The following is a 23,388-nucleotide window of genomic DNA, read 5'->3' on the forward strand; positions in this document are numbered from 1 at the left end:
GCCCCATCACCCATTGTCACCCACTCCGTCACCGGAGTTGGGCCCCAAACATGCCCAATTTCGGGGGCCTACACCCGCTCCTTGACACCCCATTATTTAGCGCACCTCGGGCGCCGCAAGGAGTTGTTTGACAAAGTATTACCGAAACATCTGTTGGCACAGCGGTTGCTCAGGCCATAAAACCGGCAATACGCCATTGATGGCCCATAGCCATTTAGCCGTGAGCGAGGCACCAGGCAATGAAAACACCTGCCGTGATCCACCCCAACAGCCACGCCTTCAAACTGTCTGCCGTGACCGCGCTGATGCTCAGCTTCGGGCTGATCTCAGCCATGGCCTCTTCGCTGGACGATGTCAGCCAGCCGCCTCCGACAGACCCGTCGCACTACGATGACCAGCCGGCTGACCCCGCGCCCGCGCTGCTGAACCTGTCCAACCTGCCGGAAGCCAACCAAGGTTCGCTGGAACTGCAAAATGGGGTTTACGGTGACCGGACCAGCAATCGCGTCGACAACGTGCTGCCGCCTGCCCTGCAGACGTCGCGCAATTACCCAACCAACGGCAAGCCGAGCCCGTTGTTCGGTGCGCAGCCTTTCACCCAGCAATTGCTGCTGTTCGAAGAATTCGGTCCGGAAAAACTCGACCCCAACCTGCCGCCACCAACGCTGACCTTCCCGGTTCCCACACTCGGCCCGGAACCTGCGCAAGACCCGAACGTGGTCGCTCGCAGCAGCCCCAACGGCAATGCCCTGGAAGCCTTCCTCAAGCAACCGGGCCTGTACCCATACCCGACCCAGTACGCCAACACCCTGGACCGCAACCCGTGGAAAGCGCAGATCGAGATGTTCCTTAACCGTAATTCGGTCGGCTCGCCGGCAGAAGGCCGGCCACCAGGAAAAGGCTGGTCGCACCAGCGCTGGAACGAGTTCTACCCCCAGGCTGCGTTCAAGACCGCACAGGCAGGCGCACGCATCAACCAGGGGCTGCGCGACCGCAAGCAATTGCACAACTATGCCGTGGGGGAATTTGCGCCGGGCGGGCTGTATTACCAGACCTCGGACATCCCCACTACACTTGGCACCACCAAGGGCATCGACACCCGCTTCCACCCGAACTTCCCGCTGCAGAACCACAAGTCGCTGTGGACCTTCGACGGCACCTTCCCGCCGAAACTGCTGATGGTTCGTTATGGCCAGCCGGTGCTGATGCGCCACTACAACGCGCTGCCGATCGACCCGGCAGCCAACGCAGGCTTTGGCCTGCACACCATTTCCACCCACGAGCACAACGGTCACTCGCCGGCCGAGAGCGATGGCTTTGCCAACGCGTACTTCTTCCCTGGCCAGTACTATGACTACCGCTGGCCGATCCAGCTGGCCGGTTACGACACCATCAACACCCGTGCCGAAGACCCGCGCGCCGCGTTCCCCTGCTCGCCGGGTGAAACCCTGTTCGTCAACGACGCCAACCCGGGGCTCAAGACCTGCGAGAACGGCAGCATCAAGATTCGTGGCGACTGGCATGAGACCATGAGTACCCACTGGTTCCACGACCACATGATGGATTTCACGGCGCAGAACGTCTACAAAGGCAACGCTGTGATGATGAACTACTACAGCGCCATCGACCGCGGCAACGAAGCGCTGCAGGACGGGGTCAACCTGCGCTTCCCCAGCGGTTCGGGGATGCCCTGGGGCAACCGCGACTACGACGTCAACCTGGTGATCGCCGACAAGGCCTGGGATCAGAACGGCCAGCTGTGGTTCAACCCGTTCAACACCGATGGCTTCCTCGGTGACCAGGTGCTGGTCAACTGGCAGTACCAGCCCAAGCTCAAGGTCCGCGCCCGCAGCTACCGCTTCCGTATCCTCAACGGTTCGGTGTCGCGCTACTTCAAGTTCGCCGTGGTGCGTGAAATCGCCGGCAACAGTGGCGAGTTCAAGGGCCCTTCCGGCTCCAACGTGTCGTACGCCCGGGTGCCGTTCCACATGATCGCCAACGACGGCAACATCATGGAACACGCCGTGCCGTTCGACGGCACCATGGACCTCAACGGCGACGGCAAGACCGACGACAACAACGCCATCCTGCCGCTGCAAGGCATCGCCGAGCGCTACGACATCATCATCAACTTCGCCAAGAACGGGATCAAGGCCGGCGACAAGCTGTACATCGTCAACATCATGGAGCATGAAACCGGCAAGGGTCCGAAACAGGCCATCCCGCTGGCCGACGTGCTGTCCGAGAAGTACAAGGCCGTGATCAAGCAGACCAGTAGCGGCCCTCAGTGGGAAAACGGTGACCCGGTGGTGGGCAAGGTCATGCAACTGGTCGTGCAGCCCTACAGCGGCCAGGACGTCAGCATGGACCCGAGCGCCTACGAACCGGCCAAGCCGGGCAAGGCCGAAGGCCTGAAGATGATCCCGCTGACCATCGACCGCACTGCTGCCGCCGATCAGGCCAAGCTCAAGGCGGCCCGCCACCGCGAGTTCATCTTTGGGCGCTCCGACGGCACCGATACTAGCCCCTGGACCATCAAGACCGACGGCGGTTTCGGCTACAGCATGGACCCGCGGCGCATCTCTGCGGCGCCACAGCTGGCCAGCGAAGCGACCCAAGGCGGCTTCAGCGGCGACGGTACCCTGGAAGTGTGGAAGATCAAGAACGGCGGCAACGGCTGGAGCCACCCGGTGCATGTGCACTTCGAGGAAGGCGTGATCCTCAGCCGTGAAGGCAAGGCACCGCCAGAGTGGGAAAAATGGGCACGCAAGGACGTCTACCGCATCGGCCCGGACGCCGACTCCTCGGGTGAAGTGGAAATGGCCATTCGCTTCCGCGAATTCGCCGGCACCTACATGGAGCACTGCCACAACACCCAGCACGAAGACAACTCGATGCTGTTGCGCTGGGACATCGAGCACCCGGGCCAGTTCCAGGTGATGCCGACCCCGCTGCCTGGTTGGGATGGCGTGCAATACATGGCGTCGGTGGGCCTGCCAACCTTCCGCACAGCCAGCAATACCAACACCGACACCGCCAACAAGCCACCAGTGGCCAACAACGACAGCGCCGCAACCACGGCCGGCAAGCCGATCGTTATCAATGTGCTGGCCAATGACACCGACCCCGAAGGCAACCTGCCGCTGACCATCAGGGACCTCAACCAGCCAGACTCCGGCAAGGGTACGGCCAGCACCGATGGCACCACCGTGACCTACACTCCGCCGGCCACGGTCGACACGCCATTCACCGCCAGCTTTGCCTATACGGCGCGTGATGCCAAAGGTGCCGATTCGCTGACCCAGGCCACGGTCAGTGTCGCGGTGAGCCCTGCCGTAGCAGCGGACCAGGTCCAGGTCAGCAGCGCCGTGGTGCAGGTACGCAGCAACAACCGCTACACCTGGGACATCTCTGGCACCACCTCGGTGGCCAGCGGCAACAGCATCAGCGTGACCGCAGCCACCACCAGTGGCCCGCTGAACCTGGGCACGGCGACGCTGACGGCGGCAGGCAGCGGAGCCCGCTGGCGGTTGTCGGTGACCACTACCGGCAGCGGCCCGGCGACACCGGCGACGATCACCGTGAAGTCGGCACTGGGGCAAAGCGTGACGGCGCCAATCAGCATCAAGTGACTGTTCCATTGAAAGGGGCCGCCTTGCGGCCCCGGCTGCCTCATCACTGGAGGAATGACATCATGGCCCTGTCATGGCGTGTTCTGCTTGCCCTCACCCTGTTCGCTGCCGGTACTCACTACTGGCCGATCAAGCCAGCTGAATCGGCGCAGTCTCCAGCATCGGCCGGGGCTGCGACACCGTGGGGCTCCAGCTACTTTCCCAATACCCCGCTGATCACCCAGGACGGCAAGACGGTGCGTTTCTTCGACGACCTGATCAAGGACAAGGTGGTGGCGATCAACTTCATCTTCACTGGCTGTTCCGATTCATGCCCTGTGGAAACCGCACGCCTGCGCCAGGTACAGAAGATCCTCGGTGACCGGGTGGGCAAGGACATCTTTCTCTACTCCATCAGTATCGACCCCTACAACGACACCCCCGCCACCCTCAAGCGCTATGCCGAGAAATTCGGCATCGGCCCCGGTTGGACTCTGCTCACTGGCGAACCCGAAGCTATCGAACAGCTGCGCCGGCGCCTGGGCCTGTACATCGAAGGCCTTGAGAACGGGCGTTCCAGGGACCACAACCTGAGCCTGATCATCGGCAACCAGGCAACTGGCCGCTGGATGAAGGCTTCACCCTTCGAAAGCCCCTACATCCTCGCCGACCGCCTGGGCAACAGCTTGCACAACTGGAAACAGGCCAGCGCCACGACCAACGACTACGCCAGCGCACCACAGATCCGCCCGCCCAGCAGTGGCGAACAGATCTTCCGCACCCGCTGCTCTTCGTGCCACACCGTGGGCAATACCGAACCCGGCCAACCCGGCATCGGCCCTGACCTGCTCGGTGTGACCCAGCAACGCGACCCAAGCTGGCTGATACGCTGGCTGAAGGAACCGGACCAGATGCTGGCCGAGAAGGAACCGCTGGCCACCCTGCTCTATGAACAGTACAACCGCCTGGCCATGCCCAACATGCGGCTGGGCGATACCGAGATCACCGCGCTGATCACTTACCTGCAGGAAGAAACGTCGCGCATACAGGCGCCCCTGGCGGATCGGGGAAAACCTTGAAGGCAATTAGCCATCCGTCATGAGCCTGTCATCTGCCTGTCGTATTTTTCGACTATCACCCAGGGTCGGGAAAACCAGCAGTGATTCGTCGCTCTCACTCATCGGCAAGCCTGCTGCGCTTGCTGATCCTGATGCTCTGTGCCGCCACCCTGACCTTCCTCTGGGGGCTGCACGTCACCCAGAAGGCCGCCTCGCGCCAGGATGCACTGGCAGCCAAGGCGGCCGAGCATCTTAACCTGGCCAGTATCGTTGCCGAGACCCTGCGCCAGCTGGTCGACCGCGCCCAGGCCGTGGGCCGGGTAACCCAGGAGGACATGAAGACGCTGCGCGAAGGTAGCCTCAGCCTGGCCAGGCTGCTGGCAGAAGACCCGGTGTTCAAGCGCATGAGCCTGTACGACCGCCAGGGTCGGTTGCTGTCCGCCAGCCACAGCGACGAACCCGTACAGCTGCCAGCAGACTGGCTGCAGCAGTTGAAGGTGCATGTCGCCCACTATGGCTTCAAGCCTTTCCTGCCCCGTGTTGCCCCAGCTGCCTCACCAGGGTCGCTGACCAACTGGCGCCTGCCCTTCCTGTTGCCTTTGACCGACCTGCCGGGGCGGGAGATCGACAACATTCTCGTGGTGCAACTCGACATCGGCTACCTGGCGGTCCTGTTCCAGCACATCGACCTTGGCAAGGGTGGCTCGATGCGCCTTATCCAGGACAACGGCGCTGAACGCCTGCGCATCGACAACAGCGGCGTGGTGGTGGCAGGCGACCGCTTCGAACCGGACATGCCCGATGCCGGCGAAGTCACTGGGCAGTTGACCCAATACACATCCGGGGTCCCTTACCAGAGCCTCTACCGGCGGGTGCCCGAGCGTGGTTTCAGTGTGATGGTCAGCCAGCGTCATGACGAGATTCTGGCCCCGTCCGCGCTGGCCTATTCGCGGCAGTTCTGGCTGAACCTGAGCATGACCCTGATGATCCTCGCCAGCCTGGCCTGGACCTTGCGCCTGCTGCGCAAGCGCCAGGAGGCGTTCACCGCCCTGGAGCATGCGCAGCAAGTCAACCAGCAGTTGATCGGCCGCCTGGAAGACGAACACCGGCGTAGCAGCCATGCCGCCGCCACCGACCACCTCAGCGGGCTGCACAACCGCCGCCAGTTCGTCGAAATCGCCGGGCAGGCACTTACCCGGCAGCGTGGCAAGCGCCGCTTGATGGCCATCCTGTTCATCGATATGGACCGTTTCAAGTCGATCAACGACTCGCTCGGGCACAAGATCGGCGACCTGCTGCTGCAGGCAGTGGCCGGGCGCATCCAGCGCCTGCTCGAACCCGGCGACGAGGCCTCGCGCTTTGGTGGTGACGAGTTCGTCGTGCTGCTGGCGGGCGAACGTAGCGAGGAGCAGATCAACAGCTGGGTACGTACGCTGGTGCAGAAGCTTTCGGCCACCTATGCCCTGGACGGTCAGGAGGTCAACACCAGCCCCAGCGTCGGGGTCAGCATCTGCCCGCGTGACGGCCAGGACATCGACAGCCTGATCCGCAGCGCCGATGCCGCCATGTACTCGGCAAAGCAGGCCGGGCGCGCCCAGTACCGCTTCTTCGACCCCTCGCTCAACCTTGCCGACATCCAGGCGTTCACGCTTGAGCAAGCCTTTGGCACGGCCCTGACCGAACGCCAGTTCGTGTTGCACTACCAGCCGCAGATCCGCCTGGATAGCCACCGGGTCCTAGGCTATGAGGCCCTGGTGCGGTGGGATCACCCCGATTTCGGGCTGCTTTATCCAGACCGCTTCATCAGCCTGGCCGAACGCAGTGGTTTCATTATCGAACTGGGATGGGAAGTGCTGCGCCTGGCCTGCGAAGCGCTGGCCTGCTGGGGCACACAAGGCCGTGAAACGTGCCTGGCCGTGAACGTTTCGGCCATGCAGTTGCGCCAGGCCGACTTCAGCACCCGCCTGCTGGCCACGCTGCAGCGGCACGGTATCAACCCGCAGCGCCTGGAACTGGAGATCACTGAAACCACCATCCTCGACCCGGAAGGGACTGCCGTCGACCACCTGCATCGCCTGCGTGCCGCTGGCCTGGGCATCAGCCTGGACGACTTCGGCCGCGGCTACGCCGGCTTCGCGCACCTGCAGGCGCTACCGCTGAGCAAACTCAAGATCGACCGCTCGCTGATCGCACCGCTGTCCAACAGCTACGACGACAGCCCGATCGTGTCCTCGACTATCATCCTGGCCAAGCGCCTGGGGCTGGAAGTGGTGGCCGAAGGCGTCGAAACCCGCGAGCAGGTGGTATGCCTGAAGCTCGCCGGCTGCGATATCGCCCAGGGTTATCACTTCAGCCGGCCGATGTCGCTGGCGCAGTTGCGTGACTACCCGCCTTTCAATGAACTGCAGACGCTGAGCTTTACAACCCCTGGCGCAATGGCATGAGCGTTAACAAGCGCGTCCATCCGTTGGCTGTTTTCCATGATCAGGCTGACTGCCCGGATGTCGGCGAGGGGTCGGATCCTCCCTGCCAAAAACCTGGCCGCCATCCAGCCTATGCCTCCATGCCGACGGCTTTTACCGAAGCGTTCAGCGGTTCGTGGCGCAGCGCCAGACACGCGCAATGTCACCGGCCCGCGCCTGCAACAATTGTGCGGCGTCAGCGCAAGCCTGCTCCAAGGTCATGGGCCCACTGGCCAGGGCGAACGCGGCGTCGATCCCGTGGGCATAGAGTTGTTGATAGCCTTCGCCCAAGGTCCCCGCCAGCACCACCACCGGCACCCCGTGACGCTTGGCCACCCGCGCCACACCCATGGGGGTCTTGCCGCGCAGGGTCTGGGCGTCGAAGCGCCCTTCCCCGGTGATCACCAGGTCGGCACCTTGCACCAGCGCGTCCAGGCCGGCCAGTTCGGCGACCACTTCCACGCCGGGACGAAAGCGTGCGCCCATGAAAGCCTTGGCGGCAAAGCCCATTCCGCCTGCCGCGCCGCAACCCGGGAAGTCGCGCACGTCTTCGCCCAGCAACTGCGCACAGTGGTCGGCGAAATGGCCAAGGGCCCGGTCCAGGGCCTGCACTTGCTCGGGGCTGGCGCCCTTCTGCGGGCCGAAGATCGCCGAGGCACCATTGACGCCACACAGCGGGTTGTCGACATCGGCTGCCACTTCAACCTGCACCTGGGCCAGGCGTGGGTCCAGGCCACTGGCATCGATTCGGGCCAGCCGCGCGAGGGCCAGCCCACCTTCCTCCAGCGCCTGCCCGTCGGCATCCAGCAGGCGCAGGCCCAGGGCGCGCAGCATGCCGCTGCCGCCATCGTTGGTGGCACTGCCGCCGATGGCCAGGACGATACGTTGCGCCCCGGCCGCCAGCGCCGCGGCGATCAGCTCGCCGGTGCCCCAGGTGCTGCTGCGGCAGGCATCGCGCTGGCCATTGGGCACCAGTTGGATACCGCTGGCCTGGGCCATCTCGATCACTGCGGTGCGGCTATCTGCCAGCCAGCCCCAGCCGGCGTCGACGTGCTGCCCCAGCGGCCCGCGCACGGTCAGGCGGCGCAGTTCGCCATGGCTGGCAGCGACGATCGCCTCCATGGTGCCTTCGCCGCCATCGGCCATCGGGCATTCGACCAGTTCGGCGGCGGGCAACGCCTCGCCCAGGCCCAGGGCGATGGCACGGGCGACACCGGCAGCGTCGAGGCTGTCCTTGAACGAGTCGGGGGCGATGACGATTTTCATGGGGATTCTCCTGTCCTGATGACGGGCATGCTGACAGCTGTCTGGCGCGCCGGCCTCGGTCGGATGCACAAAATCCCGGCGGCGTTGTTTGGGCAAATGCCTTTGCCTGCGTTCAGTCGACCGGCAGCAGTTGCAGCCCCAGGTACAAGCTCAGCATGCCTTCCAGGCGCAACGGGTCGACTTCGCCGAGTTCGGCGATGCGCTCCAGCCGGTAACGCAGGCTGTTGCGGTGAATCCCCAGGGCATCGGCACAAGCCTGGCTTTGGCCATCGTGCGCGCACCAGGCGCGCAGCGTGTTCAGCAGCTGGCCGCTGGCATCGCGGGCGCGAAGGCGCTGCAGCGGCTGCAGCAGCTCATCCAGCGCGTCTTCGTTGCGGTGGCGCCAGAGCAACGCCGGCAAGCGGTAGCGGTTGAGGCTCAGCACTTGCTCTTGCGGCAGCACCTCGCGGCCATAGGCCAGCAAGTCACGCACGCGTCGATAACCGCGGCGCAGCTGCTCCAGGCTGTGCGCCGCGCCGCCCAGGGCCAGGCGTTCGACCTCCCAGCCGTGGCGCTGCAGGCGTTCGATCAGGCGTGCTTCATCCAGCATCAGGCCTGCCGGCCGGCACCACAGCAATGACTCGCGCGAAGGGCTCACGCACCAGCTTTCCGGGTAACGGCTCATCAACCAGGCCGAGAGCGTTTCGGCGGGTGGGCCGGCGCGCAGCTCGAACAGGCATGGCACCCGTGGCAACTGAGGTTTCAGGCCCAGCTGCTGCGCCTCATCCAGTAGCCGCGGCGAATCGCCACTGCCCCCGAGCAGCAACGCCAGCAAGTCGTCGCAACGCTGGCGCCGCCACTGCTGCTCGACCTGCAGATGGCGTTGCGCCAGGAGCATCTCGGCGGTCATGCGCACCAGCTCGCCGTAGGTGCGCAGTTGCTGCGGCTCACCGGTCAGGCCGAGCACGCCGATCAGCCGCCCGTCAAGCATCAACGGCAGGTTGACCCCCGGCTGCACGCCCTTCAGGCACTTGGCCGCGTCGACGTCCAGCTCGACCACCCGGCCATTGGCCAATACCAGCTGCGCCCCCTCGTGGCGGGTGTTGATGCGTTCCGGCTCGCCACTGCCGAGGATCAGCCCCTGGCTGTCCATGACGTTGACGTTGTACGGCAGAATGGCCATCGCCCGATCGACGATATCCTGCGCCAGGTCATGGTCCAGTTCGAACATTCAGCGATCCTTAAACGTGTCAGCTTTTGTACGGCAGCACAGCGCCATGCACGATACGCTGTGCAAACGCACAAAGACAGGCGCGTCGCACTCCCCGAGACTCGTCAGGGCGAGCGCCGGCACAGGCGACGCGGCGACAACCATAACAACAGAGACCACGATCATGGCACACAGCCCTGCCCCTGACCAAGGCACAGACATCACCCGCAACGCGCTGTACCGGCGCATCACTTTGCGGCTGATCCCGTTCATTTTCATCTGCTACCTGTTCAACTACCTGGACCGCGTCAACGTCGGCTTCGCCAAGCTGCAGATGCTCGACGCATTGAAGTTCAGCGAGACCGTGTACGGCCTGGGCGCCGGCATCTTCTTCATCGGCTACGTGCTCTGCGGCCTGCCGAGCAACCTGGCGCTCAACCGCTTCGGCCCGCGGCGCTGGATTGCCGCGATGATGATCGCCTGGGGCAGCCTGTCGACCTGCCTGCTGTTCGTCACCACCCCGACCGAGTTCTACACCCTGCGCCTGCTGACCGGCGCCGCCGAAGCGGGCTTCTTCCCCGGCGTGGTGCTGTACCTCTCGCGCTGGTTCCCGGCCGATCGCCGTGGCCGCATCATGGCCCTGTTCATGTCGGCGATCCCGGTGTCGGGCCTGCTCGGTGGGCCGTTCTCGGGCTGGATCCTCGACCACTTCGCCGCCGGCCAGCATGGCCTGGCCGGCTGGCAGTGGATGTTTCTCATCCAGGGGGTGCCTACCGTGCTCCTCGGCGTGCTGGCCATCAAGCTGCTGAGCGACGGCTATCAGAAAGCCGCCTGGCTGAGCACTGCCGAGCGCCAGTTGATCGCCGCCGACCTTAAGGCCGACGCTGCCAGCAAGCCCGCCACCCGTGGCGACAGCGTGATCGCCGTGCTGACCAACCCGCTGATCTGGACCTTCGGCTTCGTCTACTTCTGTATCCAGAGCGGTGTGTACGCGATCAACTTCTGGCTGCCGTCGATCATCAAGAGCATGGGCTTCGACAACCCGCTGCTGATCGGCTGGCTGAGCGCCATTCCGTACCTGCTGGCCGGCGTGTTCATGATCCTTTGCGGGCGCTCGGCTGACCTGCGCAACGAGCGGCGCTGGCATCTTGTGATACCGATGCTGATGGGCGCCGTCGGCCTGCTGATCGCGGTCAACTTCGCCGGCAACCCGACCCTTGCCATCCTCGGACTGTCGATCGCCACCATGGGGGCCCTCACCGGCTTGCCGATGTTCTGGCCGATGCCGACCGCACTGCTCAGCGCCAGTGCCGCAGTGGCAGGCCTGGCGATCATCAACTCGGTGGGCCAGATGGCCGGGTTCCTCAGCCCGTATCTGGTCGGTTTCATCAAGGATCAGACTGGTTCGACCGATGCTGCGCTGTATTCGCTGGCCGCGTTGATCGTGCTGGGTAGCCTGGTGGCCCTGCGGGTTACCCGGGCCGGTGCATTGAAGACTGCAGCGGCCAATTGAGCTTTTTGATGCGTTCGCCTTGGGATTTGCAGCGCCTGTGAGATCGAGCGCCGCCCGCGCGGCGCATCGCGGGCAAGCCCGCTCCCACATTTGTTTCGGGCCAGTTACTCCTGTACCGCCAACAGGGACCGCCTTGTTCGTATGGCGATGGATCTCGGTGGAAGCCAGCAGGGGCAAGGCGATGCATCGCGATGGGCACAGCAGCTGCTCCACCTGTCTCTAGCCATGCACCAAGGCGATTCTTGTTGGCTTCACAGGAGAGACTGGCCCGAAACAAATGTGGGGATTGCCCGCGATGCATCGCGATGGGCACAGCGGCTGCTCCACCTGTCTCTAGCCATACACCAAGGCGGTCCCTGTTGGCGGTACAGGAGAGACTGGCCCGAAACAAATGTGGGGATTGCCCGCGATGCATCGCGATGGGCACAGCGGCTGCTCCACCTGTCTCTAGCCATACACCAAGGCGGTCCCTGTTGGCGGTACAGGAGAGACTGGCCCGAAACAAATGTGGGAGCGGGCTTGCCCGCGATGCGCCGCGCGGGCGGCGCTCGATCTCACAGGCGCTGCAAATCCCAAGGCGAACACCACGACGCCGATCGTCAGTTCAACGCATCCCCTTCGCCCCTCAGGCGTCAAATGTCTCCAAAAGCCCCCCTTTGGAGAAGCCCCATGACCCAGCACGCCGTGGCCCGCCTCGAACAGCTCGATGCCAAGCGCCCATTGCGCGTCCAGGCAGGCAACGAAGAAATGATCCTCGTCCGCCAGGGCGACCAGGTCCATGCCTACCAGGGCAACTGCCCGCACGCAGGCGCGCCACTGGAGGAAGGCGTGGTCTGTGGCGGCCTGCTGATCTGCCCCTGGCACAAGGCAGCGTTTGCCGTCGACGAGGGTGCGGTCTGTGAACCTCCGGCCTTGACCGGCCTGCGCCGCTACCGGGCGTGGGTCAAAGACGGTGAAGTGTGGGTCGATGACCAACCCTTGCCACAGAGCGAGCCACCGCGTCACAGCGATGCCCGCACCTTCGTGGTGATCGGTGCCGGTGCCGCCGGCTCGGCGGCCGTTGCCACACTGCTCGACCACGGCTTTGGCGGGCACCTGATCTGGCTCGACCAGGAGCGCCACCCCGCCTACGACCGCACCGCCTTGAGTAAATTCGTCATTGCCGGCGAGATGGCGCCGGACGAGGTGTCAAGCCTGATCGAACCCGACCAGCTGCGCAGAGGCCATCTGGACCGACGCTTCGGCAAGGTCCGTGCGCTGGATGCGAAAAAGCGCCAGATCACCCTCGCTGACGGCCAGCACATCGACTATGACGCAGCCCTGCTGGCTACCGGCGGCAAGCCGGTGCGTCCGCAGCTGCCAGGTGTCGACCTCCCCGGCATCATGACCTTGCGCTCGCGCGAGGATGCCGCGCGCCTGCTCGATGCCGCCGAACCCGGGCAGCCGGTGGTGATCGTCGGTGACGGCTTCATTGGCCTCGAAGCCGCCGCTGCGCTACGCAAATATGGCGCGCAGGTGCATGTGGTCACGCGTCACGAAGTACCGTTGGCCAAACAGCTGGGCGAGCGTATCGGGCGCTGCATTCGCGAGCTGCATGAGCGCAAGGGCGTGGTGTTCCACGGCCCGACCGACGTCGAGCGCTTCTTGGGCGAAGACAAGGTCGAAGCCGTGCAACTGGCCAATGGCGAGCAGCTGAGCACCTCGCTGGTGCTACTGGGAACGGGAGTAAAGCCGGCCACGGCGTTCGTGCAAGGCGTGCAGTTGGCCAAGGACCAGTCAGTGTCGGTCGATGCCGAACTGCATGCAGCCGATGGGTTGTGGGCCGCTGGCGATATCGCCACCTTCCCCCATGCAGGGCAGCCGGTGCGCATCGAGCACTGGCGGCTGGCCCAGCAGCACGGCGTGATTGCAGCAGCCAACATGCTGGGTGAGCAACGCCGCTACAACGATGTGCCGTTCTTCTGGACCTACCAGCACGGGCGTACCTACGAGGTGCTGGGGCATGCCCGGAATTGGGACCGCATCGAGTTCGTCGGTGAGCCGGAGAAAGGCGATTTCATTGCCCTGCAGTGTTTCGCAGACCAGGTTCAGGCGGTGGTAGCCAAGGGCTATTCGGATGCCATGGCGACGCTGTCGCAACGGATGAAGCGGCCCTTGAGCCTGATTGAGGCCCTCGAGCTGATTGGCTGAAATCACCGCCCTGGCGGCCTTTCAAACCCCGTCGGTTCTGTGTAAAACAACCGGATCATTCCCCGCAAAGGATCCTCGGCATGATCTACCGTCCCCTGGGCCAATCCGGCCTGCAAGTCTCCGCCCTGACCCTGGGCAGCATGATGTTCGGCGAGCAGACCGGCACCGAGGATGCGCTGCGGATCATCGACAAGGCCTGGGACCAGGGCATCAACTTCATCGACACCGCCGACGTGTACAACGCCGGCCGCTCCGAAGAGATCGTCGGCGAAGCGGTGGCGCGCCACCGCCAGGACTGGATCGTTGCCTCCAAGGTCGGCATGGGGCCCACCGATGGCCTGCCCAACCGCAGCGGGTTGTCGCGCAAGCACATCTTCAATGGCATCGATGCCACGCTGACGCGCATGCACCTGGACTACCTGGACATCTATTACCTACACCGCGAAGACCACAAGGTGCCGCTGGAAGAAACCGTGCGGGCCATCGGCGACCTGCTGCAGCAGGGCAAGATCCGTTACTGGGGGGTGTCCAACTACCGTGGCTGGCGCATCGCCGAGATCTGCAACCTCGCCGAGCGCCTGGGTGTGGCCAAGCCCGTGGTAAGCCAGCCGCTGTACAACATCGTCAACCGCCAGGCGGAGCCTGAGCAAATGACCGCCGCCGCGTATCACGGCCTGGGTGTGGTGCCCTTCAGCCCGCTGGCCCGTGGCGTGCTCAGCGGCAAGTATGCGCCGGGGGCCGAGCCCGAGGCCGGCAGCCGTGCTGCGCGCCAGGACAAGCGCATCATGGAGGTGGAATGGCGCCAGGAGTCACTGACCATTGCCCGGCAGCTGCAGGATTACGCCCAGGCCAAGGGCGTGGGCCTGGTCGAGTTCGCGATTGCCTGGGTGCTCAACAGCCAGCTGGTCAGCTCGGCCATCGTCGGACCGCGCACTGAGGCTCAGTGGGATACCTATGGCGGGGCGCTGGAGGTGAAGATCACGGCGCAAGACGAGGCATTCATCGATTCGCTGGTGACGCCGGGGCATGCGTCTACGCCAGGGTTCAATGATGTGGCGCATTTTGTCAGTGGGCGGTTGGCTCGGCGCTGAGTGTTCTCCTGTCCCGGCCTCTTCGCGGGCTTGCCCGCTCCCACAGGGGGATCATTTCCTTGAGGAGGGTGATGAACCTGTGGGAGCGGGCAAGCCCGCGAAGAGGTCGGCACAGGAAAATGGCATTGGGGAGCTCTACGCCGGGGTCCCGGTCCCCCCTTTCCCCAATCATCCCGGTATCGTTCGCGCCATTGGTTTCCCACCTCTGGAGCAACAATGAAACTCTTGCAACCCCTGCAGATCGGCCCCCTGACCCTGCCCAACCGCGTGTTCATGGCCCCGCTCACCCGCCTGCGCAGCCTGGAGCCTGGCGACGTCCCGACGCCGATGATGGCCGAGTATTACCGTCAGCGCGCCAGCGCCGGGCTTATCATCACCGAAGCCACGCAGATCTCTTTCCAGGCCAAGGGTTACTCCGGTTCGCCAGGCATCCACAGCGCCGAGCAAATCGCTGCCTGGAAGGTCGTCAACCAAGGCATCCACGCCGATGGCGGTCACAGTGCCGTGCAGGTCTGGCACACCGGCCGGGTTTCGCACACCTCGCTGCAACCCGACGGTGAAGCACCGGTCGCACCATCGGCCCTGCCGGCCAACGCCCGCACCACCCTGCGCGATGAACAAGGCAACCTGATGCGGGTGGAAACCTCCACGCCCCGTGCCCTGAGCGAAGTCGAGATTGCCGCCATCGTTGCCGACTTCGGCCAGGCCGCCGTCAACGCCCGTGAGGCCGGCTTCGATTTCATCGAGCTGCACGCCGCCCACGGCTACCTGCTGCACCAGTTCCTCACCCCGAGCGCGAACCAGCGCGAAGACCGTTATGGCGGCAGCGTGGAAAACCGTGCGCGTATCGTTCTGGAAGCCGTGGACGCTGCAATCGCCAACTGGAGCGCCGAGCGCGTCGGCATCCGTGTATTCCCGCTGGGTGGTTTCAATGGCGTGGACAACGGCGAGGACCAGGAAGCCGCCGGCTTGTACCTGATCAAGGAACTGGCCAAGCGCAACCTCGCCTACCTGCACCTCTCCGAGCCGGACTGGGCAGGCGGCAAGCCGCTGCGTGATGAGTTCCGCGAGCAGATCCGTGCCGCGTACCCAGGCGTCATCATCGCGGCAGGTGCCTATACCGCCGAGAAAGGCGAAGACTTGATCGGCCGTGGCCTGATCGATGCCGTGGCTTTCGGCCGCAGCTACATTGCCAACCCGGACCTGGTTGAGCGGCTGCGGCTGCAGGCGCCGTTGAACGAGCATCGGGCGCAGTTCGACTATGCCAACGGGCCTGAGGGGTATACGGACTATCCGTTCCTCAAGCAGGCCTGATACTGAAAAGGGAGCCCGAAAGCTCCCTTTTTTATTGCCTGTAATGGCCTCTTCGCGGGCACGCCCGCTCCCACAGGTATTGCACGGACTTCAAGCACTGTGCAGAACCTGTGGGAGCGGGCGTGCCCGCGAAAAGGCCAATGAGGTTTAACGCAATTCGGCCAAAGCGCGCGCCGCATAGGCATGCGAGCGCAAACGCGCCAACGGATCATGGATCCGGCAATCGATCATCAATTCATCCGCTCCGGTCTGCTCGATCAGCGAACGCAGCCCTTCCCGCACCCGCTCCGGCCCACCGGCAATGCTGCAGGCCATCACCTGCTCCAGCACTGCCCGCTCATGGCCCGGCAAGTTCTGCACATAGCCTTCCTGCGGCTTGGGCAGCAAGCCGAAGCGCCCGACATGCAGGTCCAGCATCCACTTGCGGTGCGAGCTGGCCTGGTAATCGGCCTCGGCATCGCTGTCGGCGGCGAACAGGTTCACGCCCACCATCACATACGGCTTGGCCAATTGTGCAGAAGGCTGGAAGTTGGCCCGGTAGTGGGCAATCGCCTGCAGCAGGTAACGCGGTGCGAAATGCGAGGCAAAGGCATAGGGCAGCCCCAGCTTCGCCGCCAGGTCGGCACCGAACAGGCTGGAGCCGAGGATCCACACCGGCACTTCGTGTGCGCCCGGCACACCGCGGACCTGGCGCTTGCCGTTGTCGGCCAGGTAGTCGCGCAGTTCGGCGATGTCCTGGCTGAAATCACGCTCCGGCGCAGCGCCACGCAAGGCGCGAACGGTGGGCCCCGAGGTACCGGGCGCACGCCCCAGGCCCAGGTCGATACGGCCCGGATGCAACGTGTCGAGGGTGCCGAACTGCTCGGCGACCACCAGCGGCGCATGGTTGGGCAGCATGATGCCGCCAGCGCCGACGCGAATGTGCTGGGTGGCATTGGCGATTTCGTTGATCACCAGCGAAGTGGCAGCCGAACCGATGCCGGGCATGTCGTGGTGCTCGGCGATCCAGTAGCGGCGGTAGTCATGCTGCTCGACGTGGCGAGCCAGCTGGCGGGATTCTTCGATCGCGTCGGCGAAGGTCTTGCCTTCGCCGATCATGACCAGATCCAGTACGGACAGGGCAGTCATGGGGTCTCCAGAGGGATTATCAGTGACGCCAGTTTCCGCGCTGCGGCGCCAGGGATAAACCCGGCCTCAGGCCCCACATAGGGGCCTGGAAGTCCCTAATCAGTCTTCCCAAGGCACTCCTCGTTCCCAGGTCGCCACCAATAGGTCGATGAACCCGCGTACCCGTGGCGACAGGTGCCGCTTGCTCGGATAAACCACACGGATCGGGTCAGCCGGTGGGCGATAGTCGTGCAGCACCTCCACCAGCGTACCGGCCCGCAGGTCATCGCCAGTGATGTAGGTCGGCAGGTGAATCAGGCCGAAACCGGCCCGGGCACCATCGAGCATCGCCTCGGAACTGTCGATGTTCAACCGCCCGGGCTCCTCGCACAGGTGCAGCCCTTCGTCGGTGTGAAAGCGCCACGGCATCGACTTCTCGCCACTGAGGAAGGCGATCTTGTCATGCCCGTAAAGGTCTGCCGGCACCTGCGGCACACCGTGCTGGTGCAGGTACGCGGGAGAGGCACAGGTGACGAACTGCTGCCAGGCGACCGTGCGGGTCAACAGCTGCGAATCTTCCTTGGGCGCACCGATACGCACGGCAACGTCGACGCCCTCTTCCACCAGGTCGATAAAACGGTCGGTGAATCGAATATCGGCGCGCAGCTCTGGCCACTGCTTGAGGTAGGCATCCAGGATCGGCAGCACATGACGCTGGCCGAACGATAACGGCGCGGTCAGGCGCAAGGTACCCGTTGGCTTGCCCCGGCGCAGGGCCATGGTGCTCTCGACCTCGTCCAGATCATCGAGAATCTGCCGCCAACGCTCGAAGGCCACCTGGCCCTCGTCGGTCAGGCTCAGCTTGCGTGTGGTGCGGTTGAGCAGGCGCACCGCCATGCGCGCTTCCAGCCGGGCGATGCTCTTGCCCACCGCCGAGCGGGTCAGGCCAAGACTGGCTGCCGCTGCGGTGAAGCTGCCAGCCTTCACTGCGCTCACGAAGGCGGCGATATCGCCGAAGCGGTTGGGTTCCATGGCGGGCTCCTGCGGATACGAAAGACCCGCTTAGATGGGTGCGATTTGCGCCATTGCAAGGGCTGATACAAGCGCTTTGATGAGCAACAGGTGCACAGGGTAGAACAGATAGCCCCAGCGCCGCACCGCTGGCACCGGCCAATGCTCGGCCCGCAGCAGCAGGCAGCCGACGGGAATCGCCAGCGCCGCGGCGGCCATGGTGATCAAGGTCACCGGGGCCCCGAGGTGCCCGCGCAGCCAGCTGTTGGTCAGGTTGCCCGCCACGGCCAGCAGGCAAGGCAGCAGCCACGCCAGCCCACCCTGCCGACGCGCCAGCAGCCAGCCAGCGGGAAGCAACACACCGGGCAGGCCATACATCAGACGCTCGCTGCAGAGCGCGGCGAGCAGAACGGCAGCAAGCCCGCCCAGCCGGACCCAAACCTGCTGATGATGCACACCCCATGCGACCAGCAGCCCCAGGGTCAGCGTGGGAATGATGCTGAAGGTCTGCGAGTCAGGATCCAGCCAACGATACGGCGCTTCGGACAATACGGCGAACGCCAGCAACCAGCCGAGGTAGCGCAGGTTGATGTCGCCGGCACGCGCCACGTTGACCGCCATGGCCAGGCAGAACAAGGGAAATGCGAACCGGCCAACGATGAACAAGCCTTCAGCCGCTGGCCAGATGAACCGCACATGGTCGGCGACCATGGTCACGATCGCCACCCACTTGACCAGGTCCAGCCCCGCCGACCGCACGCCTCAGTGCCCTGGCTCGCCGGCCTGCCCCAGGTACCTGCTGGTCCAGGCTGCCAGTGGCAACGGCGGTTGCTGGTCGAGGATGCGCCGCCAGATCAGCGCCAGGTCGTCACGGTTGAACATCGCGCTGCTGCCCTGCCACAGGCTTGGCCGGTCGACGATCCAGTGGCCCTGGCTGTCGCGGTGGGCCATGTTGAAACGGAAGGTATAGTTGCCCGGGATGCCCATGCGCAGGTCGGTGACCACCAACGCGTCACCGACCTCGTCATAGCGCAGCCAGTCGCCTGTGAACCAGCGCAAGCGCTGGAGCAATGCAGACCCGCTGAGCGCCTTCGCCGCGTCAAGGTTCAGCGGCAGGCGCTGCATCTCCGGTGGATCGCGGTCGAATGCACTGCTGATGCCTTCGTAGTAATGACCGTCCGGGGTCTTCGCCAGCACCCGCCAGACCAGGCTGTTGAAGGCCATCGGCACTGCGCGCACCTCGCTCACGACAATGCCCTGTGCATCGAGCGCGGTCTGCAAGCGCTGTTCGGCGGCCATGCGCCCGGCCAGGCCGAAGCCCAGGTAGGCCGTGCTGAACAGCAGTGCCAGGCCCAACCACCGTATCGCCCTGCCCTGCAGGCCCTTGAATGCCGCATGGATCACGGCCGCCAACAGCGGCACGGTATAGGCCGGATCAATGATGAACACCGCCGCCCAGCTCAGCGGGGTGAATGCCAGTGGCCAGAACAGCTGGGTGCCGTAGACCGTGAACGCATCGAGGATCGGGTGGGTCACCAGCACCAGCCAGAACGCCAGGAACAGCCGGGAAAAGGTGTAGCCCTTGTCGGGCCAGCGCGTTCGGGCGAGCCAGTTGACCAGCCAGGCCAGCAGCAAGGCGAGCCCGGTGAGGACGAAGAGCGAATGGGAAAAACCGCGGTGATAGGTCATCTGCGACACCGGGTCGGCATAGCGGATGATCACGTCGAGGTCCGGCACGGTGGCCAGCGCAGCGCCGTAGATCAGCGAGCGCCGGCCCTGGATGCGGCCCAGGACCGTACCTTGCAGCGCAGCACCGAGCACGGCTTGGGTGATGGAGTCCAAAGTCAGGCTTCCTCAATGGCAATTGAGGAAACCTAACCCCCGGCACCCGGGTGGCGCAATCGCTGCTGTGTGACAACAAATGGCCGGTGATGCCTTAGAACAGCTGCCAGGTGTACACCAGGGTCAGCCGGTTCTCATCGATGTCACTCCGGTAGTTGGACCGCGCCATGGCATTCCTCACTCGAATTCCCAGCCCTTTGAACACCCCGCTCTGCACCGCATAGCCAATGTCCAGGTCACGCTCGCGGTCCTTGCCCTCGTATCCCTTGCCCGTGTCGACATTGTTGCCGGTGATATAGCGAACCGTCGCGGTCAACCCTGGCACGCCCATGGCCGCAAAGTTGTAGTCATAACGCAGCTGATACGAACGCTCCTCGGTATAGGCGAACTCATAGGTCGGCACTTCGTTACCCAACGGCGAGATGTTGGCGAATACCCGCGGGAACGGACTGTCGCCATAGATGCCCTGGTAGCCGGCGCCGAAGCTGTGGCCGCCATGCCGGGCAGTGAACATCGAGAAGAACGCCTGGTTGTCGATCTTGCCCAGCAGCGCGTCACCGTCTTCGTGGGCGGTGAAATAGCCAAGGTTGGCGCTCAGCACCCAGTCCCCCACCGGCTTGCTGTGCTTCAGGCCAAGGAAACCCTGGTGGTAGATATCTTCAAGCTGCCCGTACCAGAGGCTGACACTGCTCTGGTTGGCGTTGAACGCATAGTCACCGCCCACATAGTTGAACGCATCACTCTCGGCCTGGCGCTGCGGCACATGGCCAAGCATGGCGTTCATCTTGCCGTCACCCCCCTCGTTGCGCAGGTGGGTGCTGGTCAGGTGCCCGGCCTGCACGGTCAGCCCGTCGATTTCTGCCGAGCTGATGCTGGTGCCCTGGTAGGTCGGCGGCAACAGGCGGATATCACTGAACGTCAGCACTGGCAGGTTGGGCTGCAATTCGCCCACGCGCAGCTCGGTCTTCGACAGCCGGGCCTTGAAGGTGGGCGCAATGCGGCTGTACTCGTCGGCGGCGCGACCATCGCCATGCACCGGCAGCAGGCCGGTGTTGACCCGGTCCGGGCTGCTGTCGAGCTTGATGCCGAGCAGGCCCAGCGCGTCGACGCCAAAGCCGACCGGGCCTGGCGTGTAGCCGGATTTGAAATCGAGGATGAAGCCCTGGGCCCATTCCTCGGCTTTGGATTGCTGGTTGGCCTTGGCCCCAACGATGTCGGAGAAATCACGGCTGAAGTAGTAATTGCGAGCACTGAGGCTGGCTTTGGCATCCTCGAAGAAGCCGCCTTCGGCTGCGAGCAAGGAGGGGCTGAGCAACGTCAGCCCGATGGCGACGCAAGGGGTGTGGTTCATTCCGAAGCTCTCTTGATCTTGTTGTTATGGATAAAGCGCGGGGAACACGGGTTTTCAGGGGGTGCGGCGCAGCACCTCGCGAGGTTGCGTGCGGCGCAGGCGCAGCAGCCCGTGGGCCAGCAGGCCGAACAGCAGCCCCCAGAACGCCGCCGACAGGCCCAGGAAGGACACCCCCGAGGCGGTGACCAGGAAGGTGAACAGCCCGGCATCGCGTTCGCTGGGTTCGGCCAGGCTACGCGCCAGGGCCTCGCTGATGGCGCCGTACAGGGCAAGCCCGGCCAGCGCGGCGATCAACGCGGCAGGGAACGCGGCGAACAGCGACATCAGCGTCGCCCCGGCAATCCCCAGCAGCAGATAGAGGGCACTGCCGGCGAGCGCCGCGATATAACGCCGACGTGGGTTCTCGTGGGCTTCATGCCCGGTGCACAGGCTGGCGGTGACGGCTGCGAGGTTCAGGCCATGGCAACCGAACGGTGCGAGCAGCGCGCCGGCCAGTGCGCTGGCACTGATCAGCGGGCTGGCCGGCGTGGTGTAGCCTGCGTTGCGCAACACTGCCATGCCCGGCATGAACTGCCCGGTCAGTGCGACCAGCACCAGGGGCAGCGCCAGGCTGAAGGTTGCCGCCAGGCTGAACTGCGGGGCGATCCATTGCGGTGAGGCCAGTTCCAGCACCAGCGCCTCGCTGCGAAAGGCACCGCTGGCCACGGTCACCATGGCGCCGACACCCAGCACTGCCGCCACGGCATAGCGTGGTTGCAGCCTGCGCATCAGCACGTAGGTCGCGAACATCGCCAGCACCAGCAGCGGCTGCACCGGCAATGCCCGGAACACTTCGGTGCCGAAGCTGAACAGGATGCCGGCCTGCATGCCCGCCGCGATGGAGCCAGGCAGGTGCGCGATGATGCGGTCGAAGGCCCCGCTGATGCCAATCAGCAGCAGGACCAGGTTGGCGATCAGGTACGCACCTACGGCCTGCTCCAGGCCGAGTTGGGGCAAGGCGGTGACCAGCAGCGCCGAACCCGGGATCGACCAGGCGATCACCAGCGGTACCCGGTAATGCAGGCTGAGCACCGCGCCGAGCACGGCGCTGCCCAAGGACACGGCCCAGACCCAGGACGACAGCATGGCGTGGGACAGGCCGGCGGCTTCGGCGGCATGGAAGATGATCACCAGCGGGCCTGCGTAGGAAATCAGGGTCGCGATGCAGCCGGCGACCAGGGCTGACAGGGAGCAGTCCTTGATCAGGGTTTTCATGAGACGTCTCGCAAGGCTACGGCCGGCCTTGGTGGCTGGCTCTTGTTTTGTGTTGGCTTCTTCGCGGGCAAGTCGGATCGCCGCACCGCCGCTCCCACAGATTCACCACAGGTCTCAAGGTTTGTGTGGGAGCGGCGGTGCGGCGGTCCGACTTGCCCGCGAAGAAGCCAGCGCGGTGTATCAGGCCTCCTGCAACGCCCGCGGCCGCCCGCTGCGCTGTTCGTCCTCGGTCCCGTGCGCCTTCTGCAACTGGAAATCAAATTTCAACTCGGCATGGCGCCCCTCTGCCCCTTCATGGAACACCACCTCACCCACCAGCCCGTCACGGGTGGCGTAGGCAAAGTCATCCCAGAGGTACTTGTCCCCGGCCAGGTTGATCTGGGTGGTCAGGTGGCGGTGCCCCGGTGCCGAGATGAAGAAGTGCACATGCGCCGGACGCTGGCCGTGGCGGCCGAGCAGGTCCAGGCATTCCTGGGTCGGGCCCTGTGGGTCGCAGCCATAGCCCGACGGCACGATGGAGCGCGCGCGATAACGGCCCTCGGCATCGGTGACGATGCGCCGGCGCAGGTTGTACTCGGACTGGCTCTGGTCGAAGAACGAATAGGTGCCACGGGTATTGGCATGCCACAGGTCAACGATGGCGCCGGCCAGTGGCTGGCCTTGCGGGTCGAGCACCTGGCCCTCGAGCAGCATGACGGTCGCCACGCCCTCCTCGCTGCCGTCGTCCATGCGCACTTCACCCTCGGCCAGCGGCGCGCCGGCCACGTACAACGGGCCTTCGATGGTGCGCGGGGTGCCTCCGCTCAAGCCGACTGCGGCGTCCTTGGCGTCCTGCAGCAGGTCGAGGAAGTGCTCGATGCCAAGGCCCGCCACCAGCAGCCCGGCCTCACCGCGCCCACCCAGGCGGTTGAGGTAGTCAACGGCGTGCCAGAACTCGTCGTCGGTGATCTCCAAGTCTTCGATCAGGCGTGCGGTGTCCTGCAGCACACGCTGGATGATGCGCTTCAGGCGCGGGCTGCCTTGGTCATTGCCAAAGCCTGCGGCCTCTTCGAAGAACGCCTGGATATCGGCAGTGTGGGAAATCTTCACGGTCATGATGGATACCTCATTTTGTTCTTGTGCAAAGGGT

General features: G+C 64.6%; 16 protein-coding genes. 7 read left to right on the forward strand and 9 right to left on the reverse strand.

Annotation, left to right across the window (positions count from 1 at the left end; genetic code table 11):
• Positions 1 to 239: 239 nt before the first annotated feature.
• The 3 genes from ACTORR_RS00765 to ACTORR_RS00775 all read left to right on the forward strand — a co-directional run bounded on the left by ACTORR_RS00765 (position 240) and on the right by ACTORR_RS00775 (position 7,113).
• On the forward strand, positions 240 to 3,632 hold the full coding sequence (locus ACTORR_RS00765) for an Ig-like domain-containing protein (protein WP_313364916.1): 3,393 nt from the start codon (positions 240 to 242) through the stop codon (positions 3,630 to 3,632).
• A gap of 62 nt (positions 3,633 to 3,694) precedes the next feature.
• The gene (locus ACTORR_RS00770; protein ID WP_054884531.1) at positions 3,695 to 4,690 is read left to right on the forward strand and encodes an SCO family protein; all 996 of its coding nucleotides are present in this window, start codon (positions 3,695 to 3,697) and stop codon (positions 4,688 to 4,690) included.
• Between the two features lie 80 nt (positions 4,691 to 4,770).
• Positions 4,771 to 7,113, forward strand: a complete 2,343-nt coding sequence (locus tag ACTORR_RS00775; protein WP_054884532.1) for a putative bifunctional diguanylate cyclase/phosphodiesterase — start codon at positions 4,771 to 4,773, stop codon at positions 7,111 to 7,113.
• Positions 7,114 to 7,257: 144 nt separating this feature from the next.
• Here the strand turns inward: ACTORR_RS00775 and ACTORR_RS00780 are convergent, their stop codons facing one another.
• The gene (locus tag ACTORR_RS00780; protein WP_054884533.1) at positions 7,258 to 8,397 is read right to left on the reverse strand and encodes a glycerate kinase; all 1,140 of its coding nucleotides are present in this window, start codon (positions 8,395 to 8,397) and stop codon (positions 7,258 to 7,260) included.
• Positions 8,398 to 8,509: 112 nt separating this feature from the next.
• The gene (locus ACTORR_RS00785; protein WP_441343429.1) at positions 8,510 to 9,607 is read right to left on the reverse strand and encodes a sugar diacid recognition domain-containing protein; all 1,098 of its coding nucleotides are present in this window, start codon (positions 9,605 to 9,607) and stop codon (positions 8,510 to 8,512) included.
• A 163-nt stretch (positions 9,608 to 9,770) separates the two neighbouring features.
• Between ACTORR_RS00785 and ACTORR_RS00790 the strand changes: the two genes are divergently transcribed.
• The 4 genes from ACTORR_RS00790 to ACTORR_RS00805 all read left to right on the forward strand — a co-directional run bounded on the left by ACTORR_RS00790 (position 9,771) and on the right by ACTORR_RS00805 (position 15,694).
• On the forward strand, positions 9,771 to 11,099 hold the full coding sequence (locus ACTORR_RS00790) for an MFS transporter (protein WP_313364918.1): 1,329 nt from the start codon (positions 9,771 to 9,773) through the stop codon (positions 11,097 to 11,099).
• 669 nt (positions 11,100 to 11,768) lie between these two features.
• Positions 11,769 to 13,289: an FAD-dependent oxidoreductase gene (locus ACTORR_RS00795; protein ID WP_313364919.1), complete on the forward strand. Its 1,521-nt coding sequence runs from the start codon at positions 11,769 to 11,771 to the stop codon at positions 13,287 to 13,289.
• Between the two features lie 80 nt (positions 13,290 to 13,369).
• The gene (locus tag ACTORR_RS00800; protein ID WP_099814925.1) at positions 13,370 to 14,380 is read left to right on the forward strand and encodes an aldo/keto reductase; all 1,011 of its coding nucleotides are present in this window, start codon (positions 13,370 to 13,372) and stop codon (positions 14,378 to 14,380) included.
• Positions 14,381 to 14,596: 216 nt separating this feature from the next.
• Complete coding sequence (locus tag ACTORR_RS00805) at positions 14,597 to 15,694, forward strand: alkene reductase (protein ID WP_054884537.1); 1,098 nt, start codon at positions 14,597 to 14,599, stop codon at positions 15,692 to 15,694.
• A 147-nt stretch (positions 15,695 to 15,841) separates the two neighbouring features.
• On the opposite strand, the gene ACTORR_RS00810 is transcribed toward ACTORR_RS00805, so the two are convergent.
• The 7 genes from ACTORR_RS00810 to catA all read right to left on the reverse strand — a co-directional run bounded on the left by ACTORR_RS00810 (position 15,842) and on the right by catA (position 23,354).
• Positions 15,842 to 16,822: an LLM class flavin-dependent oxidoreductase gene (locus ACTORR_RS00810; RefSeq protein WP_054884538.1), complete on the reverse strand. Its 981-nt coding sequence runs from the start codon at positions 16,820 to 16,822 to the stop codon at positions 15,842 to 15,844.
• A 99-nt stretch (positions 16,823 to 16,921) separates the two neighbouring features.
• Positions 16,922 to 17,833, reverse strand: coding sequence for a LysR family transcriptional regulator (locus ACTORR_RS00815; RefSeq protein ID WP_313365879.1), 912 nt, complete (start codon positions 17,831 to 17,833; stop codon positions 16,922 to 16,924).
• A gap of 30 nt (positions 17,834 to 17,863) precedes the next feature.
• Complete coding sequence (locus ACTORR_RS00820; protein ID WP_099814923.1) at positions 17,864 to 18,571, reverse strand: TraX family protein; 708 nt, start codon at positions 18,569 to 18,571, stop codon at positions 17,864 to 17,866.
• A 3-nt stretch (positions 18,572 to 18,574) separates the two neighbouring features.
• Positions 18,575 to 19,654, reverse strand: a complete 1,080-nt coding sequence (locus tag ACTORR_RS00825; protein ID WP_441343430.1) for a metal-dependent hydrolase — start codon at positions 19,652 to 19,654, stop codon at positions 18,575 to 18,577.
• Between the two features lie 94 nt (positions 19,655 to 19,748).
• Positions 19,749 to 21,005, reverse strand: a complete 1,257-nt coding sequence (locus ACTORR_RS00830) for an OprD family porin (RefSeq protein ID WP_441343431.1) — start codon at positions 21,003 to 21,005, stop codon at positions 19,749 to 19,751.
• A 54-nt stretch (positions 21,006 to 21,059) separates the two neighbouring features.
• Complete coding sequence (locus ACTORR_RS00835) at positions 21,060 to 22,259, reverse strand: benzoate/H(+) symporter BenE family transporter (protein ID WP_313366056.1); 1,200 nt, start codon at positions 22,257 to 22,259, stop codon at positions 21,060 to 21,062.
• 180 nt (positions 22,260 to 22,439) lie between these two features.
• Positions 22,440 to 23,354: a catechol 1,2-dioxygenase gene (gene catA / locus ACTORR_RS00840; RefSeq protein WP_099814920.1), complete on the reverse strand. Its 915-nt coding sequence runs from the start codon at positions 23,352 to 23,354 to the stop codon at positions 22,440 to 22,442.
• Positions 23,355 to 23,388: the final 34 nt, after the last annotated feature.

Origin of the sequence: Pseudomonas sp. SAR267 (assembly GCF_052077595.1) — a bacterium.
Taxonomy (GTDB): Bacteria; Pseudomonadota; Gammaproteobacteria; order Pseudomonadales; family Pseudomonadaceae; genus Aquipseudomonas; species Aquipseudomonas vlassakiae.

Coding starts and splice junctions, on each gene's coding strand:
- ACTORR_RS00765 (WP_313364916.1), top strand. CDS start 240: ATGAAAACACCTGCCGTGATCCACCCCAACAGCCACGCCTTCAAACTG.
- ACTORR_RS00770 (WP_054884531.1), top strand. CDS start 3,695: ATGGCCCTGTCATGGCGTGTTCTGCTTGCCCTCACCCTGTTCGCTGCC.
- ACTORR_RS00780 (WP_054884533.1), bottom strand. CDS start 8,397: ATGAAAATCGTCATCGCCCCCGACTCGTTCAAGGACAGCCTCGACGCT.
- ACTORR_RS00785 (WP_441343429.1), bottom strand. CDS start 9,607: ATGTTCGAACTGGACCATGACCTGGCGCAGGATATCGTCGATCGGGCG.
- ACTORR_RS00790 (WP_313364918.1), top strand. CDS start 9,771: ATGGCACACAGCCCTGCCCCTGACCAAGGCACAGACATCACCCGCAAC.
- ACTORR_RS00795 (WP_313364919.1), top strand. CDS start 11,769: ATGACCCAGCACGCCGTGGCCCGCCTCGAACAGCTCGATGCCAAGCGC.
- ACTORR_RS00800 (WP_099814925.1), top strand. CDS start 13,370: ATGATCTACCGTCCCCTGGGCCAATCCGGCCTGCAAGTCTCCGCCCTG.
- ACTORR_RS00805 (WP_054884537.1), top strand. CDS start 14,597: ATGAAACTCTTGCAACCCCTGCAGATCGGCCCCCTGACCCTGCCCAAC.
- ACTORR_RS00810 (WP_054884538.1), bottom strand. CDS start 16,822: ATGACTGCCCTGTCCGTACTGGATCTGGTCATGATCGGCGAAGGCAAG.
- ACTORR_RS00815 (WP_313365879.1), bottom strand. CDS start 17,833: ATGGAACCCAACCGCTTCGGCGATATCGCCGCCTTCGTGAGCGCAGTG.
- ACTORR_RS00830 (WP_441343431.1), bottom strand. CDS start 21,005: ATGAACCACACCCCTTGCGTCGCCATCGGGCTGACGTTGCTCAGCCCC.
- ACTORR_RS00835 (WP_313366056.1), bottom strand. CDS start 22,259: ATGAAAACCCTGATCAAGGACTGCTCCCTGTCAGCCCTGGTCGCCGGC.
- catA (WP_099814920.1), bottom strand. CDS start 23,354: ATGACCGTGAAGATTTCCCACACTGCCGATATCCAGGCGTTCTTCGAA.